The sequence below is a fragment of the Nodosilinea nodulosa PCC 7104 genome (assembly GCF_000309385.1).
GTDB lineage: Bacteria > Cyanobacteriota > Cyanobacteriia > Phormidesmidales > Phormidesmidaceae > Nodosilinea > Nodosilinea nodulosa.
On the sequence record NZ_JH976537.1, the window covers coordinates 3,041,670 to 3,056,825 of the forward strand.

10 protein-coding genes are annotated in these 15,156 nt (G+C 60.9%); 3 read left to right on the forward strand and 7 right to left on the reverse strand.

What is annotated here, in order from left to right; genetic code table 11:
• Positions 1-917: 917 nt before the first annotated feature.
• The 5 genes from bcsA to LEPTO7104_RS33865 all read right to left on the reverse strand — a co-directional run bounded on the left by bcsA (position 918) and on the right by LEPTO7104_RS33865 (position 11,356).
• Positions 918-3,461, reverse strand: coding sequence for a UDP-forming cellulose synthase catalytic subunit (gene bcsA / locus LEPTO7104_RS0114080; protein ID WP_017299226.1), 2,544 nt, complete (start codon positions 3,459-3,461; stop codon positions 918-920).
• 177 nt (positions 3,462-3,638) lie between these two features.
• Positions 3,639-5,942, reverse strand: a complete 2,304-nt coding sequence (locus LEPTO7104_RS0114085; protein ID WP_020479979.1) for a cellulose biosynthesis cyclic di-GMP-binding regulatory protein BcsB — start codon at positions 5,940-5,942, stop codon at positions 3,639-3,641.
• Between the two features lie 56 nt (positions 5,943-5,998).
• Positions 5,999-7,267 carry a family 8 glycosyl hydrolase gene (locus tag LEPTO7104_RS33860; protein WP_225886982.1) on the reverse strand — a complete coding sequence of 423 codons (1,269 nt, stop codon included), beginning with the start codon at positions 7,265-7,267 and terminating at the stop codon, positions 5,999-6,001.
• Between the two features lie 112 nt (positions 7,268-7,379).
• A complete protein-coding gene (locus tag LEPTO7104_RS0114095) occupies positions 7,380-9,620 on the reverse strand; it encodes a tetratricopeptide repeat protein (RefSeq protein ID WP_017299227.1) in 2,241 nt (746 codons plus the stop codon).
• 221 nt (positions 9,621-9,841) lie between these two features.
• Complete coding sequence (locus LEPTO7104_RS33865) at positions 9,842-11,356, reverse strand: hypothetical protein (RefSeq protein ID WP_155523638.1); 1,515 nt, start codon at positions 11,354-11,356, stop codon at positions 9,842-9,844.
• A 758-nt stretch (positions 11,357-12,114) separates the two neighbouring features.
• On the opposite strand from LEPTO7104_RS33865, the gene LEPTO7104_RS0114110 reads away from it, so the two are divergent.
• A complete protein-coding gene (locus tag LEPTO7104_RS0114110) occupies positions 12,115-12,849 on the forward strand; it encodes a hypothetical protein (RefSeq protein ID WP_017299230.1) in 735 nt (244 codons plus the stop codon).
• Between the two features lie 126 nt (positions 12,850-12,975).
• Here the strand turns inward: LEPTO7104_RS0114110 and LEPTO7104_RS33870 are convergent, their stop codons facing one another.
• Positions 12,976-13,518 (reverse strand): pentapeptide repeat-containing protein, encoded by a 543-nt coding sequence (locus LEPTO7104_RS33870; protein ID WP_017299231.1) that lies wholly within the window; start codon positions 13,516-13,518, stop codon positions 12,976-12,978.
• A gap of 135 nt (positions 13,519-13,653) precedes the next feature.
• Entirely contained in the window at positions 13,654-13,998 is a 345-nt protein-coding gene (locus tag LEPTO7104_RS0114120; protein WP_026072702.1) for a hypothetical protein, read from the reverse strand.
• A gap of 266 nt (positions 13,999-14,264) precedes the next feature.
• Between LEPTO7104_RS0114120 and LEPTO7104_RS0114130 the strand changes: the two genes are divergently transcribed.
• Together LEPTO7104_RS0114130 and LEPTO7104_RS0114135 are read left to right on the forward strand one after the other, a co-directional pair.
• On the forward strand, positions 14,265-14,579 hold the full coding sequence (locus LEPTO7104_RS0114130) for an antibiotic biosynthesis monooxygenase family protein (RefSeq protein ID WP_017299234.1): 315 nt from the start codon (positions 14,265-14,267) through the stop codon (positions 14,577-14,579).
• Positions 14,557-15,093 (forward strand): GNAT family N-acetyltransferase, encoded by a 537-nt coding sequence (locus tag LEPTO7104_RS0114135; protein ID WP_017299235.1) that lies wholly within the window; start codon positions 14,557-14,559, stop codon positions 15,091-15,093. Before LEPTO7104_RS0114130 ends, LEPTO7104_RS0114135 begins: the two co-directional genes overlap by 23 nt.
• The last annotated feature ends 63 nt before the right edge of the window (positions 15,094-15,156 follow it).

Below are 15,156 nucleotides of genomic sequence, written 5' to 3' on the forward strand. Positions count from 1 at the left end.
CTACAGAGAAAAGGAAATGCACAGTGGGCGGTAGATAGCATGGACGGCTGGGCTGTGAGCTGCACCGCCACGCTGCTTTGGGTGGGTCTGGGGCCAAGGCTGAACTGAAACAGCGAAAATAGCGCTGCTGCGGAGTCTTCTGGCGAAAAATGCTGGATTTCTGGCGGTCAATTGGGCGATCGGGCCTGTTGACCAACGCCGTGGCTGAGGGCGCGATCGCGCCCTCAGCCCTCAGCTTCCGCTGGGTCAGACTTGGATCTGGCCCGCTGGCTTCGGATGATTCATCAACCGTGGCGTCTATTGCCTCTATTAAAGAAGGCGTCCATGGATTGATTGCGGTCAAAAATACAATTGCGCCTGTACAATCGCGCCTAATACGATCGCGCCCAACAATATGCTGATTCAGCCTGATTCAGCTCTCAGGACCTGACTCTAATTCAATCATTCTCAAAGAAACTGCGATTTTGGCAGCTATTTTTGAAGGGGTAGATGCGTCAATGAGGATGGGTAGAAGCCTGTGAATCTTGTCTAGCCTGGAGGCTAGATGGAGAGATAAAATCAGAAAAAATCTGATATTGATCTCAAAAAATACAAGGTAATTGAAAAGTGAAAATGATCAGGAACTAAGCGCTAAACCGTTACCTTTGTGATTTGATAATAACAGATTAAGGAGGTTGCATTATAAAAAGCAAGTGAATGATAGAAAGTGATTTTGGCTGACTATAAAGTGGGGGTAAAGGTTTTGATAGCCCGGCCCTGTCTGGACTCGATGGCCCAGAAATAGCGCCGAATAGATACTATCCCTCGCCACCGACAGGTCAGTTTTTAGGGCTGTACGATGGCCCATAGCCGGGCCGGAAAAATATGCGGTGCCGCCCTGGCCGAGGGCCAGACTGCTAGCCTGGGCAGGAATAAAATTAGGCCAGCGATCGCAGCAGGGTTTGAATCTTGCGGCGCTGCTGGCCAGCTAAGGCGGTGGGAAACGTTAGCTCCAGCACCATCCGCGACTGGGCAGCATTCAGCGTGGGCAGCTCTATGGCCTGATCGACCTGGGCCACCAGACTTTGGGCGGTGGGCAGGGTCGGGCCAGCCGGAAACAGCAGCCCTACGGTGGGCAGGGTTTCGAGCAGGGTGGCGCGGTCTAGCTCGGAGACATTCTGCACCTCCAGGCGCAGATCGCGGCTGCCCATTTCGACCACGTGGGCCGAGTAGCTGTCGCCGTGCCAGCCCTCCCAGGCCAGCTCCACCGGGGCCTGCACCTGCTTGCGCATTTTTTGGCCGGTGGCGGGCTTGAGGTCAGTGAACACCCGCCACAGGGTGGTGGCGATGAACCGCAGCGATCGCAGCGGCTTGTCCACCTGCTGGCGGGTCTGCGAGTACCATTCCTTCACGTCAGAAAACAGCACCAGGGTCAGATCGTCGGCCTGGTGGGGGCTGAGGTTGATAAAATCCATCGCTAGCTCGGTTTCCAGGCGGCTGGTGGCCGTAGCCCGTACAATCTGGGCTTCCAGCAGGGCGCGGCCATCGTAGTCGCCCACCAGCTCCACCCACACGTGGTCGGCCACATTGGGCCATTCGTCCAGCAAAATTTGGGCACCGCTCTCGCTGATGTCGATGGTTTTGCCCGCCCAGCTGTGGCCGTCGCTGTGGATAATGGCGGTGAGCTGCCGGGGCAGGCGGTGGGCGCGGCGCAGCTGGGGTTGCTCCAGCGCCACCAGGCAGGCGGCCAGCACCAGCACCAGGTTGAAACTGCACCACAGCGCGTTGATCATCACCGCCTGGGCGTCTTCGGGGCTGAGCAGCAGCCAAAAGGGCACCGCTACCAGGGAGGCCGCCGTCAGCAGGCCCAAAATCAGCAGGTAGCGCACGCTGTTGGCGTCGAAGGTGCGCTGGTTGACTACCAGACCCTTAGCGGTGACGTTAAAGCTGCCCAGCTTGGGGTTGACCAGGGCCAGCAGCGTCACAATCCCCGCCTGAAACGACATGGCAAACTCGTAGATTTCGTTCCAAAACGAGAACCTCACCCGCTTGTAGGGAATGTGGTTGGTCTGCATTGACAGCACGATGTGGGGCAGCGCGTAGAACAGTGTCTCAATGCCCAGGCCCCGCACCGAGTTGATGCTAAACAGCAAAAACAGCGTTGGGGCCAGGGCGTACATCAGCCGGGGGAAGCCAAAGAAAAAGTGCGACGTGGCGCTGAAATAGCAGATCCGCTGGGACAGCGACAGCTTGAGCTGGCGGTTAAACAGCGGATTCTCCAGGCGCAAAATTTGGGCCATGCCCCGCGCCCACCGCACCTGCTGCCCCACGTAGGCCGAAAACTTTTCTGGGGCCAGCCCTGCCACCATGATTTTGTCGTAGTAGATGGTGCGGTAGCCCAACGAGTGCAGCCGTAGCGAGGTATGGCAGTCTTCGGTGACGGTTTCGGTGGCAATGCCGCCCACCTCTAGCAGGTGGCTGCGCCGCACCACCGCCGCCGAACCGCAAAAAAAGGCGGCATTCCAGGCGTCGTTGCCCTTTTGCAGCACCTTGTAAAACAGCTCGTTGCCCACGGGCACCTGGCCCTGGGTCAGCAGGTTGCGCTCAAAGGGGTCGGGGTTGTAGAACCAGTGGGGCGTCTGCACCAGGGCCACGGCGGGGTCGAGAAAAAAGCCCACCGTTTCTTTCAAAAACCCCCTCACCGGTATGTGGTCGCAGTCGAGAATCAGCACCAGGTCGCCCGTGGTGCGCTCCAGGGCGGTGTTGATGTTGCCCGCCTTGGCGTGGTCGTTGTTGTCGCGGATCAGCAGCACCGCCCCCAGTTCATCGCAGATGGCCTGTAGCTCGGCCCGCCGCTCGGGGTACTTGCGGCCGTCGTCGAGCACGTAGACCTGCTTTTTGGCGGTGGGGTAGTCCATGGCGACAGAAGCCACCACGGTTTTGCGCACGATCTCCACTTCCTCGTTGTAGGTGGGAATGTACACATCGACCGTCGGCCATTGCTCCTGGGGCACAGCAGCCAAATCTACGGGCCTGCGATCGCGCAGCCGCAAGGTTTGAAAGTACGACAAAAACAGCGTTCCCAGGGCGTACAGCTCGGCTCCGTAGAGCAGCAGAGAGAAGGCGGCATCGATGCCGGTGTCGAAGTTGAGGGTGTAGCGGGTGCGGTAGTAGAGGTAGCGCAGCGTTGTCAGGCTGCTGAGGGCAATCATGAACAGGTGCAGCCGCTCGCGATCGCCGCTGCTGCGGGCGTGGCTATCCTCCAGGCTGAGAATGCTGTAGCCCAGGGCAATCAGCAGCGCCGCCACCACCCCCTGCTGCCAGATCGCCGGATGGGCCAGCAGCAGCGGCTTGGTCAGCAGCCCCAGGCAGACCAGCAGCAGCAGCATTTGCCCCTTGCTCAGGTGCCGGGTCAGGGCGTAGGCGCGATCGGGCAGGGTTTTGGTCAGCCAGCGGTGGAGGGGTGGGGTGGGGTGGAGCATTTGGGGGAGTGGGCGGGTGGATGGGTAGGCGGGTAGATGGGTGGGTGAGCGGTGAGGAGGGTGAGGGAGGTGGGGAGGGTGAAGAATGTGAGGAAGATGGGGAGAATAACTCGTGGTTTTTGGCTGTTTACTTCCTCATCCCCTCATCTCCCCATCCCCTCATCTCCCCATCCACCCTCACTCCCCAGCACTGCGCCGCAGGTACGCCTGCGCGGCTCCGTAGAGCAGCAGGGCCAAGACCACGGTGGCGGGCACGATCAGCAGCCAGTTGTGGCGGGTGACCTGCCAGAGCCAGGGGTAGGGGGTGGTGGTGGCGAGCTGCACCTGGGGCGACTGGCGCAGGGTGGCCAGGCGGTAGTCGGCGCTGGTGTAGGGGTCGGGGTTGGGCACCTGGGCGCTGACCAGCACGGTGTCGCCTTCGATCTGGTAGAAGAGGGGGTCGTGGTGGAGCAGGTCGGTGATCTGGGCCAGGCCGCGATCGTCGCGGCCGCTGAGGGCCAGCACCACCCGCTGCGGGTTCCAGGGCGAAATCACCGATTTCATCAGGCCTTCGCCGTCGGGCAGGGGTTGCACCTGGGTATCGCCCCACTGGCGCGTGCTGCGACCCCGCAGGGCAAAGCCGTCTGCGGCAAGTAGCTCGGGAATGGGGAACTGGGATTGAACACCGATCGCCACCAGATGGCGATCGGTACGCACCTCCTCGGGCAGATCGCCAGGCTGATAGACGGCGAGCTGTACCGAGTCCGCTTGGCTAAGGCGGCCCAGGCGCTCGGCCAGCTCCAGCAGCACCGCCATGTCGGTACCGGTGGGGGCATCGGGCATCACCACCGCCGTGGTGGCCAAATCCTGAGGGGCGGTAAAGGGGTAGCCGGTTTTGAGCAGGTCCAGATCGGGCAGGCTGGTGACGGCGGTGCGCTGGAGGCTAAAACTGGTGTCGCTGTGGATGGTGCCCCAGAGCTGCTGGTCGGTGACCCGGCTGCACGATCGCCGCTCGCGAGGATCTAGCCGAAAGTTGACCTGGAGCTTGGAGGTGGGGGTGACGCGATCGCCCGGCAGATCGACCTCCAGGGTGCGGTGGCTAGCGCCTTTCACCTCCGTCAGCCGCTCCCCCTTGAGCGATACCCCGTCTAGCTCCACATCCACCAGGGAGGTGAGGGGGTTCACCTGGGGGCCATAGCTGTAGGAGAGGCGCATTTTGCTGCCCCGCAGCAGGCGATCGTCGGGCAGCGCCTTGAAGGCAATTTCCATGGCGGGGGCGTGGGAGCCGCGCACGGTCATTTCGCCCAGGGGCTGCCGGATGGGGCTGGTGAGGTCGGTGAGCAAAAAGTCGTTTTCCTCAGGCAGATAGCCGGGCCATTGGCGGGGCGACGGGGAAGGCACCTCCCCGGCCTGGTTGACCACCACCCCGTGGCCGGTGGCAATCTGCTGCTCCTGGGGCTGCACCAGGTACTGTAAGGCCTTAGCTACCCCGGTTTCACCATTGCCGGTAATGACCAGCACGGGTGAGCGATCGTCTGCGGCGGCGGCCCACATCAGCAGTCCCGATTCCGCCGGGAGCGGCTTGCCTGTGTCATCCACAAACTCGCCATCCTCTAGGGCAAAGGGCAGGGTCAGATCCGCCAGGCCAGGCTGCTGCGCCGGAGTTCCCAACACAATCAGCCGTTCTTCGGCCTTGAGATCCGTCAGGGTCTTGACCAGGCGGGTGTCGAGGGAACGGTACTGGGCGGTGCGGCCCAGGTAGGTTTGCAGCCGCGCCGTGGCCGTCAGCCAGGGGCTATTGAGAGTGACGGGTTGCAGATAGGCCACCTGGTTGGTCTCCAGGCTCAGGGTGTCAAACAGCGGGTAGGGAAACTGGCTAAAGTCGGGGGTCACCGCCTGGGGCGCATAGTCAAACACCAGCTTGGAGTCGGGCAGCACTTCGGTCCACAGGGAGGGGTCGAAGGGGTCTTGGGTGCAGGTGGGCGAGTTGTTTTGCAGCGCCGCCAGCACCAGCTCGTTGTCGTCTTGCAGCAGATCGGTGGGTACTTCTAGTACCGCATCGCCAATTTCGCCCATGGGCTGGTTGAGCGGCAGGCTGCCAATGCTGGTGCCGTTGATCAGCACCGTGAGGTTAGATCGGGTGGCATAGAGGGCCGCCGAGTGCCGGTAGCGCAGCAGTACCTTGACCGATTTTGCCTCCCAGTTGCGGGGTCGGGTAAAGTGCAGCCGCTGCTCGTCATAGATGCCGCTAAAGCGCAGACGGTTGCCCACCACCGGGCTGCGGTTAAATTCCAGCACGTACTGACCGGGTTCGCCGGGGGCAATGACCGAGGCCGCAGGCAGGCTGGTGGGCAGGGTGATTTCTGCCAGAGCGGGGGGCTGCGGGGCAGGGGGGGCGGCCTCCTGGGCCAGCAGGGGTTGCCCGGTGATCAGCAGCAGGGTGGTGAGGTAGAGGGCCAGACGGCGACGGGCAAGGGCGGAGAGGGAGGGGAGGAGGGGCATGGTGGGCGGGGGATGGGGAGGTGGGGAGGTGGGGAGGTGGGGAGGTGGGGGAGTGGTTAGGGGGGGCAGTGGCTCGCGGCGGCTTTGAGGCGATCGGGGGAGACGTCTAGGGGCAGCAGGCCAAACCAGGCGAGGTTTTGGGTGTAGTAGGCGGTGTCGCTATCCCAAAAGCCGTCTTTGTAGACGGGCTGGAGTTTTTGGCGCAGGATGTCGTCTGCGATCGCGGCATCGACCCGCAGCAGGGCCGGATACAGCATGGCGTAGTGGGCGGTGGCCTCAAAGCTGGCCTCTGCCCCGCCGTCGAGGGTGAGGCGGGCGGGCAGGCGACCATTTTGCTGCCAGCGGCGGATTAGCTCGGGGGTGCGAGCTTCTAAGTAGGCCTGGGCGCGGGGTTCGTCAAACCAGGCGGCGTCCTGCGCTATTCGCCACCACACCCGAAAAGCATCGAAGCTGTAGCGGCTTTGCAGCGGATAGTCGAGGGGGAGCTGACGATAGGTGCCCGTGGTCGGGTTGTAGGCAATCCAGTCGGGGGGCAGGCCGGTAGAAGAGATATCGGCCAGGTCGTTGAGCATTGTGTAGCCGCTGTCGATCAGGCTGTTCCAGTCGTGGTCGGGGTCGATCTGGGCGAACAGGCGAAAGCTGGCGGGGGCAAAATACGACGGGTTGAGAATGATTTGCCCTGGCTCCAGGCGAAAGGCCTCGGCGGGGCCGGGAATCAGCTGCCGGGTGCCGTCGGGCAATGCCACCGTGCCGTACTCCCAAATATCGGCCAGCAGGGCGCGGGCTTCGTCGAGGTACTGGGGGCAAGACCAGCGCTGGGCGGCCAAAACCAGGGCGGTGGCGGCGTCGATGTCGGCATCGGTGGCGAAGTTGGCATCCAATGTGCCCCAGCTGTTGTCGGGGCGCTGGCCCCACTTCCAGGCCCAGAGCAGGTCGGTGGGTTCGCCCGCATCATTCACCCGAGCGAGGTTGTTTTTGGCCCAGCTGTAGGTGCGATCGAAGGTGGCGGGGTCGTTGATGGCGACGGCCCGCAGCATGGCGTAGGCTTGGCCTTCGGAGACGGTGCGATCGCTGTCTTCCCGGTCAATCACCCGGCCATCGGTTTGAATGAAGCGATCGCGGTAGGCCTGCCAGCTTTCGATCAGCAGGTCATTTTGGGGGCTGCTGACGGGCAGTGCCAGGGCGGAGTCATCGCCGGATTTTAGGCAGGCGCAGGCGGTTTGGGCGGTGCAGCTGGGTGCGGCGGCCATCAGCACCAGGGCGATGGGCAGCAGCGAGAGCAGCAGGCGGGTTTGTGGGCGGCGCAGGTGGAAGAGTCGCATCATGGTAGGTCACCGTGAGGGGCGTGGGGGCGTGGGGGCGTGGGGGCGTGGGGGCGTGGGAGAGGTGGGGGAGTGGGGAGATGGGGGAGGTGGGGGGGAGGCGAGCAATTGGACGCTAGTAGCGCTCCCAGCTGGGTTGAAAGCCGCGGCGGCGGAGTAGCTCAAATTCCACATCTTCGGCGCGCTGCTCTAGGTTGACGGCGGGGGCGGCTTCGGGGGGGATTTGCCGCAGCTGCTCCAGGGCCGAGAGCTTTTGGTCGTCGGCGATGTTGAGTTCTGCGATCGCGTACCGAGCTTCCCAACGCTCAGGATCTAGCTCTAAAACCTGACTGTAGAGGGCGCGGGCGGCGGGCAGATTGCCCTGCTGAAACTGCACCCCGGCCAGGGCGCTGAGGGCACCGAGATTTTTGGGTTCTTGCTCTAATACTTGCTGGTAGGCGGCGGCGGCCAGGGGCAGATCGCCCTGGCTCTGGGCCAGTTCGCCCTGGAAGAAGTACAGGGTCAGGTCGTCGGGGTGAGCGGCAATCAGCGCTGCCATCGCCGTCTGGGCCTGGGCGGGACTGGTTTGGGCCAAGAGCTGAATTGTGCGCCACCGCAGCCAGAGGTCGTCGGGCTGCTGAGCCAGCAGAGTTTGGTAGAGTTCGGCCCGAGCGCCATCGGCGGGAAGGGCACCGACTAGCTCAAGGAGATCTGGCGGCGGGTTTTCTAGGGATTGAGATGCCAGCCAGCTATCGAGGGCGGCGGTGGCCTGGGCGGCGGTGATCTGCTGGGTGCGGTAGGCCAGCAGCGCGTAGCCGAGGGGATAGTCGGGGTTGTTGGGGTTGGCCGCGATCGCCGCCAGATACACCGGCAGCGCTGCTTCGGGCTGACCTTGCAACGTGCGCACAAACGCCAGACCTCGCAGAGCCTCGGCGGTAGCTTGGTCGCTGGGCTGAGCCGCAATCACAGTCTCATAGCGGCGGGCGCTGGCCTCCAAATCGCCAAGCTGACGCTCTAGATCGGCCACCAGCAGCTCGGTGCCCCAGTCGTTTTGGCCTGCGTCGGTGTCGCGGTAGCGGGTCAGCGCATCGCGAGCCACCTGCAAATCGCCTTGGCTGAGATAAATTTGGGCCATTCGATACGTCAGTAAGGGGGCATCCACAGCCGCTGCTATGGCTTGGTAAACGGGCAGTAGATCCGGGTCAGGGTCATCCAGCCGCACTAGGGCGGTGGTAATGGCCCGCTGCTCAGGGGCAGAGCTGGGCGGTGGCGACAGCAAGGGTAGAAGCTGCTCGGCGACGGTGGCGGCGCTTTCGATGCCCAGGCTGTAGGCCAGCAGGTGTGCCTTCACTCTCAGGCTGGCGGTGCTGGGGGTTTCTACCGCTAGTTGCTGAAACATAGTCAGGGCCAGAGGTTCCGTATCGGGCCACTCGCTCAGCACGTCCGCTACTTCGACCCGCAGGCCGTAGCTGGGGGCGGGGGCGGCATCCAGGGCCTGCTGGTAGAGCACCGTGGACTGCTCAAACAGGTCGGGGGCATTCTGGCGGCGACCGATCGCGCTGTAGGCGCGGGCCAGGGGCAGCCGGGCCTGGGGGTTGTTCACCAGGGGACTTAGCAAGTCCAAGGCTTTAGCGGTTTGGCCGCTGGCATCGTAGGCGTTGGCCAGGCTGGTGCGAATGCCCAACGAAAGGTCGTCGGTGCGGCTGGCCTCCCTGAGTTCAGGCTCCAGCAGCGCGATCGCCCCCGCTGCATTTCCCGTCTCTTGCAGGGCCAGGGCGTAGGCGGTCAGCACCTCCACCGGCAGCGGCCCCGTCTGTCGGTAGCGGTTAAACAGAGCCAGGGCACCGGCATAGTCGCCGCTGAAGGCATAAATTTGCGCCGCCCCCAGCAGGGCTTTAGGGGCAGGATTTTGGGCCAGCAGCCGATCGTAGTCGGCCAGAGATTCCGAAAAGTGGCCCTGGTAGCCGTAGAGCAAGGCCCGCTGGCTGAGGGCGACGGAATTGTCGGGATTTTGGCTTAAAAGACGGGTCAACGCCTGAATGCCGCCCGCCTGCCACTCGGGCCGGTAACCCCCCAGCTCACCCAGGGCGGCCAGGGCAGTGGAATCCTGGGGACTGACCTGAAGCACGGCCTGGTAGGCGTTCCAGGCATCGGCGTCGCGGCCCGCCCGCTGGTAGGCGATCGCCAGCCCCAGCCGCGCTTCCGCTGAGTTGGGCTGCTGGCGCAGGGCCGCCTGAAAGGCCGCGATCGCGTCATTCACCCAGCCGCGATCGAGCAGGGTGTAGCCCTGGCTGGTTTGGGGCGATGTCTGGGCCAGCGCGGCGGGGCTGGCGACGAGTTCTAAACCAAGAACGAGGGCTCCTGTGGCTCCTAGCAAGAGGAAATTTTGCGTTATGAAACGTCCTCTAGAGATCCCCCCAGCTATTTCAGGTAAGGGATTTCTCTGCAATCCCCCCTTTTTAAGGGGGGTAGGGGGGATCCCCCCAGCTATTTCAGGCAAGGGATTCTTCTTAAAGCCCCCCTTGGGAAAGGGGGGAGTTTTGCCATTGTCCAGTTGTTCATGCCCCCCCTTTCTAAGGGGGGTAGGGGGGATCCTCTTCATTCTGCTGCCCTCCGCAGGGGGTTCCATCTCAGGTCGTAGCGCAACCGAAAGCCCAGATAGGTCTCTGTGAAAGCGTTGCGCTGCTGCACGCTGACTCCGGCCCGCAGGTTGTCGATAACTTGGGCGTCGTAAAATAGCTCCCACACGTCGGGAGTTGGCCTACCGCTGGCCTGGCGCAGATCGCTGTTCGAGAGCTGGCGACCGTAGCCCAGCCCCAGGCGATCGCCCGGCATAAATACATCCAGTCCGTTGAGGCCCAGGCTGTAGGTCTGGCCGCTGGCCCCCAGGGTTTGGTTGGTGTACCAGCCGTAGCGACCAAAAAAGCCCAGCCTGAGACCGGGAATAAAGGCCTCAGCGTTGAGGCCAAAGCCGGTTTCGCGATCGCCCGGCAGTGGGCCAAACTGGCCGTTGCCCCGGTCGATGGCAAAGATTTCGTCAAAGCCATCGCGGCGGCCCGCATCGGTTGAAGTCACGTAGGTGCCGCGCACAATGGCATTGCCAAACCGCACCCCCACTTCTCCAGCAAAGGAGTCAATGGCAAAGCTGCCCAGGTCGCGGCTCGACGAAAAGGCCGTGGCGGTCAGCGACAGCGCATCCACCGGGGTCCAGTTCACCAGGGCACCCGGTCGCGAGGCCACATTCACAGTGCTCAGCGCCGGGTTGGTCTGAAACACCGGGTTAAAGAAATGGGTCAGCGAGTCCTTGGCAAAGCTGTTGCGATCGAGGTACGAGGTCAAATCCATCAGCCCCACCGTCAGCCGCAGCTCGGGCAGGTTGGCGGGGGAAGCCGTCAGGTACAGCTCGCTGAGGCTAAGGCCGGTTTGGTCGGTGTCAGAAAAGGCCTGCCCAGTGCTCAGATCGACCGTAGCTCCCACAAACACCGAGGGGCTGAGCACGTAAATTCCCCCCACTCGCAGCCGGGCCGAACCCTCGCCACCCTCTTGCAAATAGGCCGCCTGCGCAAATACCTCAGAGCGCTCCGCCGGGGCCAGCGTGGCCTCTGGCTTGGGGGTGGGCACAGCGGGCGGCAAAACCTCCTGCTCGGACTGAGCGGCGTTGCCAGCTACAGGCTCCAGCACGGTTGGCGCCGCATCTGAGGCCTGACTCGGCGCGGGTGTCCCGGCGGGAAGTGTCCCAGGCGCCTCTGCCCCGGTCGCCGACACCAGCGGCCTGCCCTGGGCCAGCCCCAGGCCTGGTCTGGGCTTCGCCGCGCCTGGCTTGGGTAACGGCAAAGGGGTGGGGGCCGGCGGTGACCCCACTGCTAGCCTGGCGGCATCATGTTCGGGGGGCAGACCGGGCCTAGATGTATCGCGATCGCTGGTCAACGTATCGCCCCCAGGTAAATTCCCTGGAGATAGCCCGCCGTTAGATAAAGCGTCTGCTGCCCAAGTATTGTCAGATAATTCGCTGCCCCAGGCGGCGGGGGCAAGCCCAAGCAGCGCTGTTGCCAGCACCAGACCTGTTGCCGCGCCAGGGTTTAGCGCATATCGCAGCGCTAACCAAGCACCCATAGAATGCTTCATAGAATACTCAAATATGACTGGATCAAAATAAGCGTAAAAGCTATATCCGACTTCTTAGAAGCCAGATTAAAAGGCATAGACTGGACGCTTCAGGTAGCCACCAGTAGAGATCAGAATAGGGTTATCTAAAACTCTCTTTTCTGCTTTGGGCAAGCCAAAATAATCGAAATCGCTGTGCATTTTGCTGGTAATTTGGGCGAAAAACCTGGGGTTAAGGCCTCAGATCGCCAGGGAGCACGGCTTAATTATTAGCGTTAAAAATGCTAAAAACTAGATGGCTTTACATATTTGTGGCTTGGATAAAGAAGGCTGAAAATCCAAGTGTAGTCACCCAGTGATGCAATAACCCTGCCGAAGAAATTTTAGATTGAAGACAGTTTGGAATCAGGTATTAGCGCTACCTCCTCCTACAGATAGATTTCACCCCGTCAGGATAAAATGTCCATAAATTTCCGAGCCTGGGAAATTCTATATGGAGTTGCAAAAGCCATGCCTTTAGCGTGGAGATCCGCTATGGGCTGTGGTTGTATAAGGTGAGGCGGCGATTCTCACGCTGCTAAGGCCCGTCCCTAGGGCGTTAGGTTCCCTCGTTTTGCTGCCAGCACTTCCTTCCTCAACTCCTCTATCGGCGGCTTCTCCAGCAGTCCTTTAAACCCCAGGGCAGCGGACAGAGATCTATGGAGAACCCTGTGGGTAGCTCTCGCCAGGGTGGAATGTGCTGGGTCGATCTTCCCTACCTATTGGCAATGATGCTTTCACAGCTAAAGAAAACTGGGCTACTGCTGGCATTTATGCTGGTGGTCTGTACGGGGTGCCGCGCCCCGCTGCTGTTGTCCCCTCCCCCCATCGCAGAGGCGACCACCTTGACGATCGAGGTCATTGCTCTGGATGGTGGGGAGTTTGCCCTGGCAGGCACTACAAACTTGCCCGACAACACTCAGCTTACGGCCATTGCCCTGCGCTATCTGGTGCCTGAACGGGCCATCTCTGGGGACAGCCCGCTCTACTCGGTGCTGGACTACCAGCCGGTCACCGTTGCCAAGGGCAAGTGGTCAACCCAACTCAGCCTCTGGCAGGTGGGCGCCGATGGTCGCTACCAGGAACCCTGGCAGGCCCAGGCCCAGGCGCTTAAGCTGGTGGCTCAGCCCAGTGAGACGGTGCAGTTTGCCATTACGCTGGCTCCCCATCGTTTGGGAGCAGCCCTCAGTAATAGCCAGCTTCAAGGCGGTGGCCAACAGCGACTCGCTGCCTTGCTGCGGCTGACCCCTGCTGGAGAGCCCTTTTTGTGGGCCGACCAGTCTCTGGCGGTAGGTCTGCCAACCGGACGAACGACTCCTCCGGCAGGTGTGTTGGCCCGCACCAACGGCGGCTGGGGCGATCGCTACCTGCTGGTGCCCGAGCCACCCCTGCCCTATACCCTGACTCCCGCAGACGAGCGTCAGACTACGGCTCCCCTCACCCCAGACGAGCTGCTGCGCTAGATCTGCCCAGTCTTCTGCGGCGCAAGTTTAGATACTGTTTTTAGGGCTAGGGAGCAGGGGAGCTAGGGGAGCCAAGCGACCCTGCCCCCGGCTTAGGAATAGCCCCCAAACGCTCGCCCTAAAGCACTAGGATTGCAGGGAGGGTTGAGCGGTAGGACATTCTGAATTGCGAATGGTGCCGTCGGGCATCACGGTCTGACAAAATTTAGCTCCAGTCAGGTTGGCTCGCCTCAGGCTGGCCCCGGTCAAGTTGGTGTAGCGCAGGTTGGCCCAATAGAGGTTGGCATAGGTCAGGTCGGCCTGGGTCAGGTTGGCCCCCTCTAGGTTGGCGTGGCTGAGGTCGGCGTGGTCAAGGCAGCTCTCGCGCAGATCGGCATTGACAAAGGTGGCGCGGTGACAGCGTACCCTGTGCAGATCGGCCTCGCGCAGCACGGCATTTGCCAGGGAGGTGCCCCGCAGGTTGGCGTGGGCCAGCGTAATTTGATACCCGTCGATGTGGGTCAGGTCGGCCTGGCTCAGGTTTGCTCGGGTCAGATTGGTGCGGCGCAGGTCGGCATCGACCAGGTGGGCTGCGGTCAAATCTAACCCCTGCAAATCCAGCCCGTGCAGGTCGCGAACGCCCGATTGGTAGTAGCGGTTGATCAGTTCTCGTAGGGTCGCTGAGGTCATTGCTGTAGTGCCCTTGGGGAAAGGCTAAAAAGAATGCAAAAACAATGGGAGCGGCTGTTACACCTACCCCCATTGTCGCGCCGCGATCGCGCCAGCGTATCAAGCATTACAAGAATGCTACATTTTCAGCCCAGGCTAGATGCGCCCGACACCTTTGCTGCGCTCATCGGACTGAGTGGTAACTTTACCAGTCTCGTCAGTTTGGTTGATTTCGCGCAGTTCGGCCTGGCGCTGGGCCTTCTGGGCCTCTTCCTCTTCGCGCAGGTCGCCGGGCTCATTGATGTACATTTCAGGCTCAATGGGGTAGTTGTTGGCCAGACCTTCCTTATCTACGGTTTGGCCAGCACTGGTGTCGATAGAGTTTCCCGACTCATCCCGCACTTGCTTGAAGTTGGCACCCTCACGCTCTTTGCGGGCAGCGGTTTCTGCCGGAATCATATGAGGGTCGTAGTTATCACTGTCAACTCTAGGATTGGACATGGAGCCTCCGTTGCAAATAATTTAGCGACTTAGGTAGGCTTAAATCTTGCAATCGGCCTACCAATCACTAAACCAACCTTAAAGCTGCATCCGCTTCCCTGTATCTACCGAGGGGATGGGCTGTTTCTATGCCCTTTGAAGGAGAGGAGAAAGCCTTATTTTTCAGCAGCGAAAGTAAATTTTATGGGTACCGATTGATGGGGAAAGCGGCTTTTGTGGCAATGTTTTTGGCATGGGCGAAGAATTAAACGTGAAGGATTGAACCTGTGATTTTAGAAGCTGCAGTTTTGACCGTTAAGCCTGGTGCTCAAATAGACTTTGAGGAAGCCTTTCGCCAGGCATCCAGCATTATTGCCGCAATGCCGGGCTATATCTCCCACGAGCTACAGCGCTGTATCGAAACTGAAAACCAGTATTTGCTGCTGGTGCGCTGGCACACCCTAGAAGATCACACGGTGGGGTTTCGCCAGTCGCCCGAGTATCAGACCTGGCGATCGCTGCTGCACCATTTCTACGATCCGTTTCCCACCGTTGAACATTACGAATCGGTGTTAAGTCATGCCAGATTTCCCCAATCTTGAGACTCCGCGTCTGTGGCTACGTCAGGCAACCGAAGCCGACGCAGAAGCTATCTTTCGGCTCTTTTTAGATCCTCAGGTGACACAATTTCACGACCTCGATACCTTCACTCATATCGATCAGGCTAGAGCTGTGATTGAGCGTCGCAAAAAGGGGTTTGAGAGCGATCGCGGCATCCGCTGGGCGATCGCTCTCAAACTCCAAAATATTCCCATTGGCTCCTGCGGGTTTACCTGGGATAGAGCGTTAGATCAAGCCGAGGTTGGTTTTGAACTGGCCAGTAAATTTTGGCGACAAGGCATCATGACAGAAGCGCTGACTGCCGTCTTGAGCTATGGCTTTGAAGTGAAAAATTTAGAGCGCGTGACGGCTGAAATTATGCTCGACAATATAGCCTCCAGACAATTGCTCAAAAAACTAGGGTTTCAAAGCCAGGAAATACTTAAAAAACGCGGCTTTTGGAAAGGGAAACACCACGATTTGGAACAGTTTGTACTGAGTAAGCCACAGCCTTGATGCCCTATCGTTCCTATACTCCGTGTGAGATGCCTATGATGGCTCTCCTGCGCCTCGTATGAG